Origin of the sequence: Polaribacter sp., from assembly GCF_049276715.1 — a bacterium.
In the GTDB taxonomy this organism is placed as follows: domain Bacteria; phylum Bacteroidota; class Bacteroidia; order Flavobacteriales; family Flavobacteriaceae; genus Polaribacter.
In genome coordinates, this window is the sequence record NZ_JBASWY010000028.1 from 20,508 (window position 1) to 38,321 (window position 17,814).

Annotated in this window: 20 protein-coding genes; 4 read left to right on the forward strand and 16 right to left on the reverse strand. The window is 30.2% G+C overall.

Annotated features, from left to right (window positions below):
* Nucleotides 1-13: 13 nt before the first annotated feature.
* From WAO74_RS08090 to WAO74_RS08105, 4 genes are all read right to left on the reverse strand, one after another.
* Nucleotides 14-658: an ExbD/TolR family protein gene (locus tag WAO74_RS08090; RefSeq protein WP_422161074.1), complete on the reverse strand. Its 645-nt coding sequence runs from the start codon at nt 656-658 to the stop codon at nt 14-16.
* A 3-nt stretch (nt 659-661) separates the two neighbouring features.
* A complete protein-coding gene (locus WAO74_RS08095) occupies nt 662-1,126 on the reverse strand; it encodes a hypothetical protein (protein ID WP_422161076.1) in 465 nt (154 codons plus the stop codon).
* Nucleotides 1,127-1,134: 8 nt separating this feature from the next.
* The gene (locus WAO74_RS08100) at nt 1,135-1,857 is read right to left on the reverse strand and encodes a MotA/TolQ/ExbB proton channel family protein (RefSeq protein WP_422161078.1); all 723 of its coding nucleotides are present in this window, start codon (nt 1,855-1,857) and stop codon (nt 1,135-1,137) included.
* 244 nt (nt 1,858-2,101) lie between these two features.
* Complete coding sequence (locus WAO74_RS08105; protein ID WP_422161080.1) at nt 2,102-3,133, reverse strand: asparaginase; 1,032 nt, start codon at nt 3,131-3,133, stop codon at nt 2,102-2,104.
* A 145-nt stretch (nt 3,134-3,278) separates the two neighbouring features.
* On the opposite strand from WAO74_RS08105, the gene WAO74_RS08110 reads away from it, so the two are divergent.
* Complete coding sequence (locus WAO74_RS08110; protein ID WP_422161082.1) at nt 3,279-3,977, forward strand: zinc metallopeptidase; 699 nt, start codon at nt 3,279-3,281, stop codon at nt 3,975-3,977.
* Between the two features lie 433 nt (nt 3,978-4,410).
* On the opposite strand, the gene lepA is transcribed toward WAO74_RS08110, so the two are convergent.
* Nucleotides 4,411-6,207: a translation elongation factor 4 gene (lepA, locus tag WAO74_RS08115; protein WP_422161083.1), complete on the reverse strand. Its 1,797-nt coding sequence runs from the start codon at nt 6,205-6,207 to the stop codon at nt 4,411-4,413.
* Between the two features lie 198 nt (nt 6,208-6,405).
* On the opposite strand from lepA, the gene WAO74_RS08120 reads away from it, so the two are divergent.
* Nucleotides 6,406-6,990 (forward strand): SOUL family heme-binding protein, encoded by a 585-nt coding sequence (locus WAO74_RS08120; RefSeq protein ID WP_422161085.1) that lies wholly within the window; start codon nt 6,406-6,408, stop codon nt 6,988-6,990.
* Between the two features lie 3 nt (nt 6,991-6,993).
* Here WAO74_RS08120 and WAO74_RS08125 read toward each other — a convergent pair whose 3' ends face one another.
* Both WAO74_RS08125 and WAO74_RS08130 read right to left on the reverse strand, forming a co-directional pair.
* Nucleotides 6,994-7,272 carry an EF-hand domain-containing protein gene (locus WAO74_RS08125; protein WP_422161086.1) on the reverse strand — a complete coding sequence of 93 codons (279 nt, stop codon included), beginning with the start codon at nt 7,270-7,272 and terminating at the stop codon, nt 6,994-6,996.
* A gap of 3 nt (nt 7,273-7,275) precedes the next feature.
* Nucleotides 7,276-8,373: a TolB family protein gene (locus tag WAO74_RS08130; RefSeq protein WP_422161088.1), complete on the reverse strand. Its 1,098-nt coding sequence runs from the start codon at nt 8,371-8,373 to the stop codon at nt 7,276-7,278.
* Nucleotides 8,374-8,416: 43 nt separating this feature from the next.
* On the opposite strand from WAO74_RS08130, the gene WAO74_RS08135 reads away from it, so the two are divergent.
* Together WAO74_RS08135 and dusB are read left to right on the forward strand one after the other, a co-directional pair.
* Entirely contained in the window at nt 8,417-9,640 is a 1,224-nt protein-coding gene (locus tag WAO74_RS08135; RefSeq protein WP_422161090.1) for a M28 family peptidase, read from the forward strand.
* 12 nt (nt 9,641-9,652) lie between these two features.
* Nucleotides 9,653-10,651 (forward strand): tRNA dihydrouridine synthase DusB, encoded by a 999-nt coding sequence (dusB, locus tag WAO74_RS08140; RefSeq protein ID WP_422161092.1) that lies wholly within the window; start codon nt 9,653-9,655, stop codon nt 10,649-10,651.
* 5 nt (nt 10,652-10,656) lie between these two features.
* Here dusB and WAO74_RS08145 read toward each other — a convergent pair whose 3' ends face one another.
* The 9 genes from WAO74_RS08145 to atpD form a co-directional block, all read right to left on the reverse strand.
* A complete protein-coding gene (locus tag WAO74_RS08145; RefSeq protein ID WP_422161094.1) occupies nt 10,657-11,319 on the reverse strand; it encodes a hypothetical protein in 663 nt (220 codons plus the stop codon).
* A 4-nt stretch (nt 11,320-11,323) separates the two neighbouring features.
* Nucleotides 11,324-12,526, reverse strand: a complete 1,203-nt coding sequence (locus WAO74_RS08150; protein ID WP_422161095.1) for an ABC transporter permease — start codon at nt 12,524-12,526, stop codon at nt 11,324-11,326.
* Between the two features lie 15 nt (nt 12,527-12,541).
* The gene (gene rbfA, locus WAO74_RS08155) at nt 12,542-12,937 is read right to left on the reverse strand and encodes a 30S ribosome-binding factor RbfA (RefSeq protein ID WP_422161096.1); all 396 of its coding nucleotides are present in this window, start codon (nt 12,935-12,937) and stop codon (nt 12,542-12,544) included.
* A 20-nt stretch (nt 12,938-12,957) separates the two neighbouring features.
* Nucleotides 12,958-13,602, reverse strand: a complete 645-nt coding sequence (locus tag WAO74_RS08160; RefSeq protein ID WP_422161097.1) for a response regulator — start codon at nt 13,600-13,602, stop codon at nt 12,958-12,960.
* Nucleotides 13,599-14,345, reverse strand: coding sequence for a sensor histidine kinase (locus tag WAO74_RS08165; RefSeq protein ID WP_422161098.1), 747 nt, complete (start codon nt 14,343-14,345; stop codon nt 13,599-13,601). Before WAO74_RS08165 ends, WAO74_RS08160 begins: the two co-directional genes overlap by 4 nt.
* The gene (locus WAO74_RS08170; RefSeq protein WP_422161099.1) at nt 14,318-14,953 is read right to left on the reverse strand and encodes a hypothetical protein; all 636 of its coding nucleotides are present in this window, start codon (nt 14,951-14,953) and stop codon (nt 14,318-14,320) included. Before WAO74_RS08170 ends, WAO74_RS08165 begins: the two co-directional genes overlap by 28 nt.
* 10 nt (nt 14,954-14,963) lie before the next feature.
* Nucleotides 14,964-15,566 (reverse strand): hypothetical protein, encoded by a 603-nt coding sequence (locus WAO74_RS08175; protein WP_422161100.1) that lies wholly within the window; start codon nt 15,564-15,566, stop codon nt 14,964-14,966.
* A gap of 302 nt (nt 15,567-15,868) precedes the next feature.
* The gene (locus tag WAO74_RS08180) at nt 15,869-16,162 is read right to left on the reverse strand and encodes a FoF1 ATP synthase subunit delta/epsilon (protein ID WP_422161102.1); all 294 of its coding nucleotides are present in this window, start codon (nt 16,160-16,162) and stop codon (nt 15,869-15,871) included.
* A 78-nt stretch (nt 16,163-16,240) separates the two neighbouring features.
* Complete coding sequence (atpD, locus tag WAO74_RS08185) at nt 16,241-17,749, reverse strand: F0F1 ATP synthase subunit beta (RefSeq protein ID WP_422161103.1); 1,509 nt, start codon at nt 17,747-17,749, stop codon at nt 16,241-16,243.
* Nucleotides 17,750-17,814 lie beyond the last annotated feature (65 nt).

A 17,814-nucleotide genomic window follows, 5' to 3' on the forward strand; every position in this document is an offset into this window, starting at 1 on the left:
ATTTTAAAATTAATTAAGAAGTTGGCTCAGCATCAGATACAATTTGCGGATAAGCTGTTTTAATGTCTTCAACTTTAATTCTTAATGATTCAACTTGACTTTTCATATCAGCACTCTTTTTAGCATCTAAAAACGATTGCTCAAGCTCATCAAAAGACATTCCATAACGTTCATTAGAAAGCCTGTTTCTTAACTCAGTGTATGCTTTTAACAACTCGTTTTGCACCAAAATATAGGTACCATATTCTGTACCTCTATCACTCTGAACAGAGATAATAGCTTTGTTTGGATGATCAGACGAATCGTCGCTTTTATCTCCTTTACAATAATCGCATATCTTGCCTGGTGTCCCATCTTCTCCTGGATTACCAATGCCTCCACCATTGTCAATAAATTTAACAGCGGCTTCTTTTAGGTCTTTAACATCCATTCTTTCTCCTTCTACCAAAAGTTCGTTTTTCCTGTTAATATTAACCTCAAAGATGTTTTTCTGCTTTATTACAGGAGGAACATAATCTGCTGGTGGCTTCTCTGACAACTTTTTAGAAATTCCAGAATCTACATTCATAGTCGTGGTTACTAAAAAGAAAATCAGTAACAGAAAGGCAATATCTGCCATTGAACCTGCATTAATTTCCGGGTTTTCTCTTCTTGCCATTGTTTATGATTTAACTAATCCTTTTAATAAATCCCACACAAAAAATATACTAGCAATACCACCTAAGATAATGCTATACCAAATTCCAGTTCCAACCCACTGATTCACAGAAGATCCATCTTCACCTCCTGGTAAAATGTTAATATTATTGGCATCGTAAACTGCTTCACTATCAGATAAGAAATAAGCAACTGCTAATAAAACAGCTAGAACGCCTAAACCTCCCAGTGTTTTCTTTAAATTTTCTGGATTTCTTACCAAACTTAATAAAGAAAGACCTATTGTAATCACTACTGCAGCATAAAACAAATATGTTGAGAAATAGATTAAAGGACTAACTATACTATTTGCTACATCCACATTTGTTTCGATGGTTTCAGCATCTTCCATAAATATTCTTATGAAAAGGATACCACCAATAAGAGCTATTGCAGCAATTAAAATATTTAAAATTTTATTACTTTTCATATTAAGTTTTATTTTTTATACTTTACTAATAAATCTACCAAAGAGATAGACGCGTCTTCCATACTATTTACAATACTATCGATTTTTGCAACGATATAATTATAAAATATTTGAAGAATAATAGCCACCACAAGACCAAATACAGTTGTTAATAATGCAATTTTAATACCCCCTGCCACTACTGCTGGAGAAATATCATTTGCAACTGCGATGTCATTAAATGCTCCAATCATACCAATTACAGTACCCATGAAACCAAGCATTGGTGCTAATGCAATAAAAAGAGAAATCCAAGAAACATTTTTCTCTAATTGTCCCATTTGAACACCTCCATAAGCAACTACTGCTTTTTCAGCTTCTTCAACACCTTCATCAACTCTGTCTAAACCTTGATAAAAAATAGAAGCTACAGGACCTTTTGTATTTCTACAAACTTCTTTAGCTGCCTCTACTCCACCTGAGCTTAAAGCATCATCAACACTTGCCAACAACTTTTTAGTGTTTGTTGTTGCCATGTTTAAATAAATAATTCTTTCAATTGCAATAGCTAATCCTAAAATTAAAGCTACTAATACAATTCCCATAAATCCTGGGCCACCATCAATAAAGTTTTGCTTTAAAATTTGGTGAAACGTTTTTGCTTCTGTTGCAGTTTCTTGAGCGAAAGTTGACTGGATAGCTCCAAAAAACATGAATCCTATTACAGATAAGACATTTACTACTTTTTTCATCTTTGTTATAAATTAATTTTAATAGTTAACGGGTTAAAGATATAAATTTTTCATCTAAATAAACTATATCTTTCATAAATTCTATTTTTCAAAAAAAATCTTTTTCTCTTTTATCAAGAGAGTGGCAAGTAACAAAAAATTGTTAAGTATAAAAAAGAAAATTTAAGCTATTTACGTTTTAAATCGTCATTTTTTTAATAATTAGAGGTTTTTCGAGATAAAACAACGATTTACTAGTCCTTTATTAAGAAATTTCTCCTCTTAAAGATTTTTCGAAATAGTATTTAAAATCTTTAGAACTTAGATTTTCGCTTAATAAATACATTAATTTGGCTACTGCAGATTCTGTTGTAATGTCTTTTCCAGAAATAACTCCAATTTCTTTCATCTCTAAACTAGTTTCATAATGACCTTGCATTACACTGCCTCCTAAACATTGTGTAATATTTACAATTCTAATATTTTTTTGAATAGCCTGCTTTAATAAATTTAAAAACCAAATTTCATTTGGAGCATTTCCAGAACCATAAGTTTCTAAAACAACTCCTTTTAAGTTTTTACTCTGTAAAATACTTTTTACAATATTCTCTGTAATTCCTGGAAATAATTTTAAAATAACAATATCAGTCACTAAATTTTTTCTGACAATTAATTTTTCTAATTTTTTGGAATGGTTAAATAAAAAATGCTCATTAAAATTTAAATGCACTCCGCTTTCTGCCAAAGCTGGATAATTCATAGAAGTAAACGCTTCAAATTGTTCTGCATTTACTTTTGTAGTTCTGTTGGCTCTGTATAATTTATATTCAAAATACAGGCAAACTTCTTTTACTACAGGTTGATTATTTTTATTCGCACAAGCAATTTCTAATGAAGTAATTAAATTTTCTTTTGCATCAGTTCGCAAATCCCCTATTGGTAATTGAGAACCCGTAAATATAATTGGCTTACGTAAGTTTTCTAGCATAAAACTTATTGCAGATGAAATGTAAGACATTGTATCTGAGCCAGTAAGTATTACAAAGCCATCAAATTTTGTGTAATTATGCTCTATTATTTCTGCTATTTTTACGTAATAGTTTGTATTCATATTTGATGAATCTATGGGTTCATCAAAAGAAATACTTTCTAAACTACAGTTTAATTGTTGTATTTCTGGAATTTTATCTAAAATTTGGCTAAAATCAAAAGCCTTTAAAGCATTTGTTTTATAATCTTTAACCATACCAATGGTTCCACCTGTATAAACTAATAATATGTTTGGTTTTATTGTCATTTTGACATCTAATCTTAATAAAATATTAAATTCGAAAAATTTTATATGCCATTAATCAATTTTAATGGCCAAAAATTAAATTGGAATAATTTATGTTGTAAATTTATCAAACAAAAATGAAATACAATTTTAAAACATTATAAATATGATAGGTTTTTATATTTTAATTGGTATAATCTCTTTAGTGAGTTGGCTAATTAGTAATACTTTAAAGAAAAAATTTGAGAAATATTCTAAAGTTACGTTAAGAAATGGAATGAGTGGAGCTGAAATTGCAGAGAAAATGTTATCCGATAATGGCATCTACGATGTAAAAGTGATTTCTACTCCTGGAAGATTAACAGACCACTACAACCCAAAAGACAAAACTGTAAATTTAAGTGAAGCTGTTTACAACCAAAGAAATGCTGCTGCTGCTGCAGTTGCTGCTCACGAAGTTGGGCATGCAGTACAACATGCAACTGCTTACGATTGGCTAACAATGCGCTCTAAATTAGTACCTATAGTTAGTGTTTCTTCTAACTTTTCTCAATGGTTAGTAATTGGTGGTTTAATTTTAGGTGCGGCTTCTGGAGCAACTGGAATTGGTTTTTATATTGCTGTTGCTGGTTTGGCAATGATGGCACTTGCAACGCTTTTTAGTTTTATCACTTTACCTGTAGAATATGATGCCAGTAACAGAGCTTTAGCTTGGTTAAAAAATAAAAATATAATTACAAGAGAGGAGTTGGTTGGTTCTACTGATGCTCTAAAATGGGCAGCAAGAACTTATTTAGTAGCAGCTTTAGGTTCTTTAGCAATGCTTTTATATTGGGCCTTACAAGTTCTTGGAGGCAGAGATTAGCATCTCAGATGCTTTTATAATTTCACTCTTATGACTTTATCAAAAAGAATGCTTCGATTTTTCGGAGCATTTTTTTTGTTTTCAGGTAATGTTTTTAAGGACTAAGGCGTCTTGTCTTTATAGAAAATGAATATCTGTTTATCGGAATTTTAACCCAATTCGTCAGATTGTGATTTTTAAAATCTATATAAATTGACACCTTTTTAGTTTGAATAAAAACAAAAAGTGGCTAAACAAGTTAAGCCCAAATTGAAGCCATTCGTCAAGGTTAAGAAAGGCTGATGTTTGAATTCATTTTGGTTTAGTACCCAAAAAAAGTGAGTGCCAAAAGCTGGAAATAACTTCAAATAAAAAAACCTCCTTGATTTCTCAAAAAGGTTTTAATATTGTCTGTTTTTGTCTTGATTTTTAATTCTAAAAATCTTGATTCGTTTTAATCATTCAACTTTAAAACAGCCATAAATGCTTCTTGTGGTATTTCTACATTCCCCACTTGACGCATTCTTTTCTTTCCTTTTTTCTGCTTTTCTAATAGTTTACGCTTTCTAGAAATATCTCCACCATAACATTTTGCAGTAACATCTTTACGCAATGCTTTGGTAGTTTCTCTGGCAATAATTTTTGCGCCAATTGCAGCCTGAATAGGAATATCGAACTGTTGTCTTGGAATTAATTGCTTTAATTTTTCTACAATTTTTTTACCAATCGAAAATGCATTATCTGCATGTAAAAGGGCAGAAAGTGCATCTACTGGTTGGGCGTTTAATAAAATATCTACTCTTACCAATTTCGATTCTTTCATACCAATAGGATGATAATCAAAAGAAGCATATCCTTTAGAAACGGTTTTTAAACGATCGTAAAAATCGAACACAATTTCTGCTAAAGGCATTTCAAAAATCAGCTCAACTCTTTGTGTGGTTAAATACGTTTGATTGATAATTTGCCCACGTTTTTCGATACACAAACTCATTACTTGTCCTACAAAATCGGACTTTGTAATTATACTTGCTTTTATAAAAGGCTCTTCTACTCTATCTAATCTTGATGGATCAGGTAAATCTGTTGGATTGTTTAGAATAATAATTTCCTCAGGATTTTTCTTTGTGTATGCATGATAAGAAACGTTGGGAACCGTTGTTATTACTGTCATATCGAACTCACGTTCTAAACGTTCTTGGATAATTTCCATGTGCAACATTCCCAAAAACCCACATCTAAAACCAAAACCTAAGGCTGCAGAACTCTCTGGTTGAAAAACCAAAGAAGCATCATTTAATTGCAGTTTTTCCATTGAAGAACGCAATTCTTCATAATCTTCTGTATCTACAGGATAAATACCTGCAAAAACCATTGGTTTTACATCTTCAAAACCTCCAATAATTTCTTGTGTTGGGTTTGCAAAATCTGTAATGGTATCTCCTACTTTTACTTCTTTTGCGGTTTTTATTCCTGTAATTAAATAGCCAACATCACCTGTTTTTACAGATTTTTTTGCAACTTGTTGTAGTTTTAAAGTGCCTACTTCATCAGCAAAATAATTTTTACCTGTGGCAACAAATTTTATTTCTTGTCCTTTTTTAATTTCACCATTAAAAACTCGAAAATACGTTTCAATTCCTCTATAAGAATTGTACACAGAATCGAAAATTAAGGCTTGTAAAGGTGCATCAGGATTTCCTTTTGGTGCAGGAATTCTATTAATAATCGCTTCCAAAATATTATCAACTCCAAAACCTGTTTTTCCACTTGCATGAATTACATCTTCTGGGTCGCAACCTAATAAATCTACTATATCGTCTGTAACTTCTTCTGGGTTTGCAGATGGTAAATCTACTTTATTTAAAACAGGAATAATTTCTAAATCGTTCTCTAAAGCCAAGTATAAGTTAGAAATTGTTTGCGCTTGTATACTTTGTGCAGCGTCTACAATTAACAAAGCGCCTTCACAAGCTGCAATAGATCTTGAAACTTCGTAAGAGAAATCTACGTGACCAGGAGTGTCTATTAAATTTAAAATATAATGTTCTCCATTATGAACATAATCCATTTGAATGGCGTGAGATTTTATGGTAATTCCACGTTCACGTTCCAAATCCATACTGTCTAATAACTGCTCTTTTTTTTCACGAGCGGTTACAGTACCAGTAAAATCTAACAATCTGTCTGCTAATGTACTTTTACCATGATCTATATGTGCGATAATGCAAAAGTTTCTAATGTTCTTCATTCGTTAAATTTGATTTGTAAAATAGTATGCAAATATAAGCCATTTAAAAAGTAGAAACAATAAAACATTTTTGCAAAGTATTGGCTTTTTGTAATATTTCTAGTCCTAAAAAATCTTCTAAGAATACCTTAACATATTAAAAATAAAATATTTCGTAACTTTAAGGTGTTTTAATTTTTAAAATAAAAAATAACAAAAATGAAAGTGGTCTATATAATTCTAGGAATAATTATTGCTCTTTTTGTAATCTCTCAAATCTATTTTATGAGCAGTCAAAAAAATATTGAACAATACCCTTTTAATGTAGTAAAAACCTATAATGATTTTGAAATAAGAAATTACGAAGCAACACTTTTTACTTCTGTCGATTTATCTACCAACAATTATGACAAAGCCTCAAACAAGGGCTTTTCTGTTTTAGCAGGATACATTTTCGGCGGAAATGATAAAAATGAAAAAATAGCTATGACTTCTCCTGTTGCAATGACTTTGGATGAAAAAACGACTATGATGTTTATGGTTCCAAAAAAATATAAGAAAGAAGATTTACCAAAACCAAATGATCAATCTATTGAATTTAAAGAGATTCCAGCTAAAAAAGTTGCTGCAATTACTTTTGGTGGTTGGGCAAATAATGAAAAAATTGAGTCTTACAAAAAGAAATTAATAGATGCATTAGATAGAGAAAACCTAAAATATATCAACAAATTTTACTTTCTAGGTTATAATGCACCAATGGAAGTTTTAAATAGAAAAAATGAAGTTATTGTTGAGTTAGAATAGAAATTATCTTGTTATCCCAGATTCTTTAATTGCCAATTGAAACTCATCCCAACTTACGAATCCATCTTTATTAGCATCAAAACTTTGCATCATAAATTCGGCAACCAAACCTCTAATTAAAGAACTTACATTGGCTTCTTTCAGTAAAATTTTAAAATCGGTTTTTGTTAAAAATCCGTCTTTGTCTGAATCGTAATAATCAAAAGCATCTTTTGGTTCAGAGAATTTACTTCTCATTAAGCTTTCTATATTTATAAGAATTTTTTCTTTAGTCCAAGCCATTTCTTAGTCTTGCCATTCAGCAATAAACAAATTTGTATCACGTCCTCCTCCATTATTTCTGTTTGATGAAAACGCTAATTTTTTTCCATCATTAGAAAATACTGGAAACGCATCAAAAGTTTCACCATGTGTTACTCTTTCCAAATTTTTACCATCAATATCAATTAAATATAAATTGAAAGGAAAACCTCTTTCTGCTTCAAAATTGGATGAAAATAAAATCTTTTTCCCTGAAGGATGAAAAAACGGACTCCAATTTGCGTTTCCTAAATCTGTTAATTGACGCAATTCAGAACCATCTGCATTACAAATGTAAAGCTCCATTTCTGTTGGTTCCACTAAACCTTCTGCTAATAAATCTTTGTACGCTTTAATTTCTTCTTCGGTTTTTGGTCTTGACGAACGAAAGATAATTTTTGTACCATCAGGAGAGAAAAATGCACCTCCATCATAACCCAATTCGTCTGTAATTTGTTTTACATCAGAACCATCAATATTCATAGTGTACAATTCTAAATCGCCACTTCTAGTGGATGTAAACACAATCTTATCACCTTTTGGAGATACTGTAGGTTCTGCATCATAACCTTTTTCATTGGTCAATTGTTTTACAATATTCCCTTCTAAATCAGCCACAAAAATGTCGAAACTGTCATAAACTGGCCAAATGTATTTTCCGTTTTTACGCAAAGGTACTTCTGGGCAATTTTCATCAACCAAATGTGTAGATGCGTAAATAATGTGTTTGTTATCTGGTAAAAAATACGCACAAGTAGTACGTCCTTTTCCTGTGGAAATCATTGGCGGCATTTTATCTTTAAAATTCTCATCAGCATTCATTAAAAACATTTGATCACAGCTTACATTCCAGTTTTTATAATTCGACTGAAAAACCAATTGCTTGTCATCAAAACTCCAATAAGCTTCAGCATTATCGCCACCAAAAGTAACTTGACGTAAACTTTTAAAATGTGTTTCTTCAGGATAAATTAATGAATCTTTGACTTCATTTTTTTCTGATACAATTGTTTCAGTTGGTTTTTTATCTGTTTTACAAGAAAGCATTAATAATGCCAATACAAGTGCAGAAAGAATTCTCATTTTCTTATTTATTAATTAACTTTGCAAAAATAATATTATCATTATGAAAAATAGTATAATTATCATCTTTTTAGCTTTATTTATTTCTTGCAAACAAGAAGCTAAAATTGAAAATAGTATTGAAAATGATGTCACTTTTTTAGCTTCGGATGAATTAGAAGGAAGACAAACTGGAACTGAAGGTGAAAAAAAAGCAGCTAGTTATATTACAAAACGCTTTAAAGATTTGGGTTTATCACCAAAAGGAACTCAAGAGTTTTTGCAGCCTTTTTCTTTTAAACCAAAAACAAATCCTCATGATGAAGTAAAATTTGATGTAAATGGAGATGGAACAATTACCGGAAATAACGTAATTGGTTTTTTAGATAACAAAGCCGAAAACACCATCATTATTGGTGCACATTATGATCATTTAGGTTTTGGAGGTGAAGGCTCTTTGTACAGAGATTCTATAAAAGCAGTTCATAATGGTGCAGATGATAATGCTTCTGGAATTGGAATTTTATTAAACTTGGCATCAAAATTAAAAGAAAAAAATACCAAAAATAATTATGTATTCATGACTTTTTCTGGCGAAGAAATGGGACTTTTAGGTTCTAATTATTTTGTAAAAAACCCAACAATCGATCTTAAAAAAGTATCTTATATGATAAATATGGATATGGTTGGCAGAATGAAGAAAGACTCTTCTTTGGCAGTTTATGGCACAGGAACTTCGCCAATTTTTAGGCAAGTTTTAAAATCACATAATGATAATTTTAAATTAATACAGCAAGAATCTGGAGTTGGACCAAGTGATCACACTTCTTTTTATTTGGCTGATATTCCTGTGTTACATTTTTTTACAGGTCAACATGAAGATTATCATAAACCTGGTGATGATTCAGAAAAACTGAATTACAATGGCATGTATTTAATTTCTGATTATATTTTTAATATTATTTCTGATTTAGATGACAATGGAAAATTGGCTTTTAGAAAAACCAAAAACGAAAGTGAAGATGCACCTCGTTTTAAAGTAGGTTTGGGCGTAATTCCTGATTATCTTTTTGATGGAAAAGGAATGCGAATTGATGGAATTTCTGAAGACAAACCTGCACAAAAAGCGGGACTTTTAAAAGGTGATATTGTTATAAAACTAGGTGATAGTTTGGTGACAAATATGATGAGCTATATGCGTGCTTTATCGGTTTTTGAGGAAGGAAACACTACAAAAGTATTGGTAAAAAGAGGAGATGCAGAAATTGAGAAAGAGATAAATTTTTAAAATTAAATTATTTTGGTAAAAATAGGCAACATAGAACTTTCAGATTTTCCACTTTTATTAGCACCTATGGAAGACGTTTCTGATCCACCATTTAGAGCTTTGTGCAAAGAAAATGGTGCAGATGTTGTGTATACAGAATTTATTTCTTCTGAAGGATTAATTCGAGATGCTGCTAAAAGCATCATGAAATTAGACATTTACGAAAAAGAACGTCCTGTTGGTATTCAGATTTTTGGTGCCAATTTAGATTCGATGTTGCAAACTATTGAGATTGTAGAGAAATCGAATCCAGATATTATTGATATCAATTTTGGTTGTCCTGTAAAAAAAGTAGTTTCAAAAGGTGCTGGAGCAGGAATATTAAAAGATATCGATTTAATGGTTTCACTTACAGAAGCCATGGTGAAACATACCAATTTACCAATTACTGTAAAAACACGTTTGGGTTGGGATCATGATTCTATTCGAATAGTAGAAGTTGCAGAACGTTTACAAGATGTGGGTTGTAAAGCAATAGCAATTCATGGCAGAACACGTGCACAAATGTATAAAGGAGATGCAGATTGGAAACCTATTGCTCAAGTAAAGAACAACCAAAGAATGCACATTCCTGTTTTTGGAAATGGTGATGTAACCACTCCTGAAAGAGCTATGGAAATGCGAGACAAATATGGTTTAGATGGTGCTATGATTGGAAGAGCTTCTATTGGTTATCCATGGTTTTTTAATGAAGTAAAACATTTTTTTAAAACTGGAGAACATTTAGAAAAACCTACAATTGCGCAACGTGCTGAAACTGCTAGAAGACATCTGCAAATGGCTATTGATTGGAAAGGAGAGCATTTAGGCGTTGTAGAAACTAGAAGACATTACACCAATTATTTTAAAGGAATTCCGTATTTTAAAGAATACAGAACAAAAATGGTAACTTCTGATGATGCTGCAGATGTTTTTGCTGCTTTTGATGAAGTAGAAAAAATGTTTGGTGATGTTTTAATTTCGGAGATTTAAGTTATTTATTCCAGCATTTCAAAAGAGTTTATAATCTTTTGAACATCTCCCAAATAAAGCTCAAAATAAGGATTTGAAGATTCATAAATAAAATTATAAATTCTTCTTTTCCCTATAATCACAGCATCTATGTGGGTAATTTTGTGGTAGCCACTATCGAATCCATATTTAAAATATACAATTTCACCAAATTTTAAGTTTTTTACTTTTATTACTTCATATTTAAAATCTGATTCAAATCTATTTTTATGACTTTGTTTGTATTCATTAACAATATCATCTAAATTTTTTATTTTTACAGAATCTCTTTCTATACTATGAGCTCTAAAATAATTATTCCAATAATTTCCCTTTTTTATTTTGTGAGATTTATTGTAATCGTAAATTTCTTTAGCATTCTTATATGCTGAAATTGAATCATTATCTTGAAAAAAATATTTACTTGTTCCTAAAGGAGAGTAAATGATAAATTTATGGGCATCGTAATAAATATTCCAATTTTTTGGAGGTCTTATTTTAAAATATTTATGAATAGTATCTGCATTAATAGTATCAATAATTGCATATTGTTTTCTTGATTTTTGAAGCAGTGGATGCTGATTAAACTCTTTTTTTACCTGACAAGAATAAATTAAACTTAAACAAAAAGCTAAAACTATTTTTTTCATAAAATCACTTTTCAATAAACTCTTTATTTATTCTACTACTTGCAATTTTAGATGCTATATAACCCAAAATAGTTATCGTAAAAATTACAATCAATAAATTAGAAAACTGGAATTCTACAGGATAAGGCAAACTTTCTGTGATCATAAACAAACCGAATTCTATTTGTAAAAATACTAAAATAACACCTAAAATTAGCCCAATTAACATCCCAAAGAAAGTTAGTAAAAACCCTTGTAAAACAAATATCTTTTTAATCTCTTTTACACTTGTCCCTAAACTGAATAAGGTTTTTAAATTGGCTCGTTTATCAATAATCATCATAATAATTGCACCAATTACATTAAATAATGCAATAATTATAATCAATGTAAAAATTAAATAGGAAACAAAATTCTCTGTATTTATTACTTTGTAAAAAACTTCATTCAATTGCTCTTTGGTTTGTACTTTATATTCTTTTCCAAAAGTTGTTTGTAAGTTATCTGCAACAATATCAGCATCTTTTCCATTCATTAACTTCAATTCTATGGCAGTAATTTGGTTGTCTTTAAACCTTAATAGTTCTTGAGCCAAATTAAAATCAACAAAAACATATTTACTCTCAAAATCTTGTGTACCTGTATATAAACCAACTACTTGCACACTTGTTTCGTAAAAGGCATTTGTAGGATTTATAAAACCAGTGCCAGGTTTGGGAACCATAATATTTAAGGGCTCTGTGTAGCTTCTAACGCCTAAAGATAACTTTGTAGCTATTGCTCTACCTACAACTGCTGTATTAAAATAATTAGTATTTAGCCATCCACCTGAACTTAAAGAGGAATCAATCTGAGTAATTGCTGGGTAATTGCTTTCTACACCTTTAATGTATGCAATTTCGTTTTTATCATTTTGCTCCAAAAAGACACGTTCTTCAATTATTTTAGAGTAGGCTTTTATTGCAAGATTGTTTTGTAAGATTTGTTCTAAATCTTGAGTAAAAAAATAGGATTTTCCTTTTACAGATGTAATTTTAATATCTGGATCTGAGGCATCTAACAAACTGTAACTAAAAGTGCGCAAACCAGAAAAACCAGATAGAATAATAAATAACGCCAAAGACCCAACAATAACTCCAAATGAAGCTATAATCGTAATAATATTAATGGCATTATTACTGGTTTTGGTAAATAAATATCTTTTGGCTATGTAGTAGGAAAAACTCAAATAACTAGATTTAAGTTATCGTTTTTGACGTCTTGGAAGTACCTCTGGGTTTTTAATAGGATTGGCATCATTTCCATTTAAAGACTTATCTATTTCTTCTAAATAATCTAAAGTATCATCTGCAAAAAATAATAATTCTGGCATTCTACGCAGTTGATTTCGAGTACGTTTTGCCATTTCATGACGAACTAAAATTGTATTGGACTGAATTCCTTTTACAATTTCTGCTCTTTTTTCTGATGGAAAAATACTTAGATATACTTTAGCAACACCCAAATCTGAAGTAACCGAAACTTTAGATACAGAAATAATTACACCCTTCATTCCATCTTGAGCTGCTTTTTGTAAAACATCTACCAAGTCTTTTTGTAAAACTCCCGAAATTTTTTTTTGTCTATTAGTTTCTTCCATGCTGCAAATTTACAACATTTTTAAACAGTGTAAATTTTATTTTTTATAGCATACATTACCAAACCAACCCTGTTTTTTACCTCTAATTTTGTGAATAAATTATTTCTATAACCATCTATCGTTTTTGGGCTCAAGCACATTTTATCTGCAACTTCTTTATAAGTCATTTCTGTACAAGCCAATTTTAAGAACTCAATTTCTCTATCTTTAAGTACTATTGTGTTGCCAATTTCACCAGAAATAGATTTCATTAATAAGTTGGTTACATTTTTGGTGTGGTAAAAACCATTTTCTACTATTTCTGTCAATGCTTTTTCTAAGACTAATTTTTCAGTATCTTTTAACAAATACCCAACAGCACCCGCTTTTAGCATTTTAAGAATTGTGTTATTCTCATCTTCTACAGATAGGGCCATTACATTAACATCTGGATGCGTTTTACTTATCCAATCTGTAGTTTCTATACCATTCATTATTGGCATATTAATATCCATTAAAACTACGTCTGGTATATTGGCTGGTGATGCTGTAAACCGATCTATAACTTCCTGCCCATTTTTACAGGTATATAATACTTTAAAATTCTCAAAAGTATCTACCATAGTTTGTATGGCTTGAGATAGTAACGTATGATCGTCTACTACAATTACCGAAAATTCTTTCATAATGTATAATGTATTTCTAAAGTAGTTCCTTTATTTTTTTCTGATGTAAACTGTGCAGTTGCATTAATTAATTTGGCTCTATTTTTTATATTTATCAAACCAATACCTTCTTTTTTTACTTCGGATGAAAAACCGACTCCATTATCTTTTGCTGTAATTAATAAAAAAGAACTACTATATTCTAAATTTACATTTAGTTGTGATGCCCTAGAGTGTTTTATCGTATTAGAAAAGAATTCTTGTAAAATTCTAAAAATAATGATGCTCGATTTCTTATCGATATCCTTTTCTTCACCAGAAATTGTTAAGGTAGATGCTATAAAATTTAAACGATTAAAACGATCTATTTCTAACTGAACCGCTTCTCTTAAATCTATCGTGCTCATTGCTTCTGGGTTAATGAGTTTAGACAACGCTCTTACTTCTGTTAACCCTTTTGTAATGGTATTAGAAACTTCTTGTATATTCTCCGCTGTTGCACTCTGCAATTGAATTTTTGCCAAAGTTAGTAACTGACCAATATTGTCATGTAACTCCCAACTAATATTTCTTAAGGTTTCTTCACGAATCTCTATTTGTGTTTCTGCAATTGTTCTTTCAAACTCTTCTTTTGTCTTTTTACGTTCTTCTACTAAAACATTTTTTTTGTTTTGAAATGTGGTAAATAAAATAATTAGGGCTATTACAATAATAAGTATTAACCCTGTAGAAACTATTAATATAAATCCTCCGTTTTCTTGCATGCTAATAAGCCGTAAATAAAAATTATTTGAAAAATGGAGGCAAGATAATAAATAATATAAAACATATCTCTAGTTGCAAAAATACTAGAATAAAATAAAGACCAAAAGGGCACTGTGGTTAAATAAAACACTAAAAAAGCAACTGAAAGCCAAAAAGATAATAATTTTTTATAATTTAAAATATTCTCTGAATTTAACAATTCTATAAAAAATAAAATTACAATTATACTATTTACAATTCCTTCTATTGGCACAGTATACATCGTATAAAAATCAAAATAATAAAAAATAAAATAAATCACGTTAAAGACCAGAACTAATGCTTTTAAAATATTTAATCTGGTTTTATCTTTTAATAAATGGTAATAGACTAAAGCAAAACTATTGAATTCAAAAAAAGTATAAATATCAAAAAGGATTAGATTGTTTACCGTAAAAAAAACTGCATTAATGACATCAACAATTACAATAATTAAAATATAAAGTATAAAATATTTATAGAAAGCATAACTTTTATAACGTTTATATAAAAATAGTGATAACAACAATGTTAAGTAAGGTAGCCATGAACCAAGCTGTTTGATAAATAAACCATCATCTGAAACCATACTTTATTACTTAATATGGAGGGTTTAATGTTCCTCTATTTAAAACAGAACTATCATCAGAACCTATTTGGAAACTAAATATACTAGCCCTATTTACCTTTTTGGTGGTTTCATCTGCATATTCATTTAAAACACTTTGCATAGATACTGGTTTCCTCATCGTAGATTTTAATGGTTCATAAGCTACATTTTTACCTTTAATTTTAGCTGTAGGTGCTAGCATAAAAGTAACTCGATTTCTATATTCAGGTATTTTATAGTCTGAAGGATATGCACTTGTAAATATTTTTATTCCTGTAAGATTAATTTCTTTTTCTGCTGAAAGTCTTTTAACATAACTTAAATATTGTTCTAATTCTTCAATAGTAAAAAACTCTGAAATTGTAGCAATGGTATCTTTCCCTTTTGATTTTTTTTTGATATAACCATCCAACACTTTCTTTTGCCCATTGTCATATTCTTTAAACATAGCAGCCATTTCTGGATACGTAATTGCTTGTGTTGGTCTTTTACTTGAAGCCTTTTTAACTTGGTTATTACTTTCAGAAGCACAAGAAAGGATTAAACTCGATACTACTAAAAATGTAAATAGTTTGAATATTAGAGATTTCATTGTTCAATTAAGTTTATATATTAATAAATATTAAAAATACAATTTAAATTTAGATAAGATTCCTAATCGAATTAAAAAAGGGTGTTTTTCCTCTATAATTTTGGGTATTTCTACCTGTAGTTCTTTTCACAAACAGTTGCATCTTTGAAGTAAGAAAAATGAAAAATCTCGGAAGGGAAAATTGCTAAAAAACACCTTTATATTTAAAGGTGTTTTTTTATGCACTACACTGAAATTAGGCATAAAAAAAAACTCAAAATAAATTTTATTTTGAGTTTTCTATTTGTTGATGCACAATTAAATTAGTCAGCTAAAATAATTGCTTTATTATCATTTAACTCTAAAGTACCAGAACTAATTGCTAAAGTTAACACTTTGTCATCTTCTTCGTGTGGAATTAATTTACCACTTAAATCATCTAACTCTATATTCGATTGTGAATGAATATGAATTTTTACAGTTCCTTCTTTTAAATTAGAAACAACTGGTGCGTGATTATTCAACATTTGAAACTCACCATTCACACCAGGAACTGATAATGAATCAATTTCTGAGGAAAATAAAATAGCTTCTGGTGTTACAATTTCTAAAAACATATTTTTCTAGTTTTTAGTTTTGAGTTTTTAGTTTTTAGTTATTTACTCATAACTCAAAACTAAAAACTCAAAACTTATTTATGCTTCTGTTAACATTTTTTCACCTGCATCAATTGCGTCTTGTATAGACCCTCTTAAGTTAAAAGCTGCTTCAGGATATTTATCTAATTCACCGTTCATAATCATATTAAAGCCTTTGATAGTGTCTTTAATATCAACTAAAACCCCAGGAATTCCTGTAAATTGCTCAGCAACATGGAAAGGTTGAGATAAGAAACGTTGTACACGTCTTGCTCTGTGAACAACCAATTTATCTTCCTCAGACAATTCTTCCATACCCAAAATTGCAATGATATCTTGTAATTCTTTATAACGTTGTAAAATTTCTTTTACAGCTGTTGCTGTATTGTAATGTTCATCACCTAAAATTTCAGCAGATAAAATTCTTGAAGTAGAATCTAAAGGATCTACTGCAGGATATATACCTAACTCAGCAATTTTACGAGATAGAACTGTTGTTGCATCTAAATGCGCAAATGTTGTTGCTGGTGCTGGATCTGTTAAATCATCTGCAGGCACATACACTGCTTGTACTGAAGTAATAGACCCTTTTTTAGTTGATGTAATACGCTCTTGCATTGCACCCATTTCTGTTGCTAATGTTGGTTGATAACCTACTGCAGAAGGCATACGTCCTAAAAGTGCAGAAACCTCAGAACCTGCTTGGGTAAATCTAAAAATATTATCTACGAAAAAAAGAACATCTTTACCTTGTGCTTCTCCTGCTCCATCTCTAAAATACTCTGCAATTGTTAAACCAGACAATGCAACTCTTGCACGTGCTCCAGGTGGTTCATTCATTTGTCCGAATACAAAAGTTGCTTTAGAAGCTTTCATTCCTTCTTTATCTACTTTAGATAAATCCCATCCACCTTCTTCCATAGAGTGCATAAAATCATCACCATATTTTATAATTCCAGATTCTAACATTTCGCGAAGTAAATCATTTCCTTCACGAGTTCTTTCTCCAACCCCTGCAAATACAGATAAACCTCCATGTCCTTTTGCAATATTGTTGATTAACTCCTGAATTAATACAGTTTTACCTACTCCTGCTCCACCAAATAATCCAATTTTACCACCTTTTGCATAAGGCTCAATTAAATCGATAACTTTAATACCTGTAAATAAAACTTCTGTTGAAACAGATAAATCTTCAAATTTTGGAGCTGATCTATGTATTGGCAATCCGTTTTCACCTTCTTTATCTAAGTTTCCTAAACCGTCAATAGCATCTCCAGTAACGTTAAATAAACGTCCGTAAATATTATTTCCAATTGGCATCTGTATAGGACTTCCAGTAGCAAAAACTTTTGCTCCTCTTTGTAATCCATCAGTAGCATCCATAGAAATAGTACGTACTGTATCTTCTCCAATATGTTGTTGAACCTCTAAAACTAAAATAGAACCATCAGTTTTTTTAATTTCTAATGAATCATAAATCTTTGGAAGTTCAGACTCTGTGTTAAATTCAACATCGATTACTGGACCGATAATTTGAGAAACTTTACCTGTTATTGTAGACATTATTCTTACTTTAAATTAAATTCTTGAGAAGAGATAAAAACACCTCTTATTTTAGGGTGCAAAGG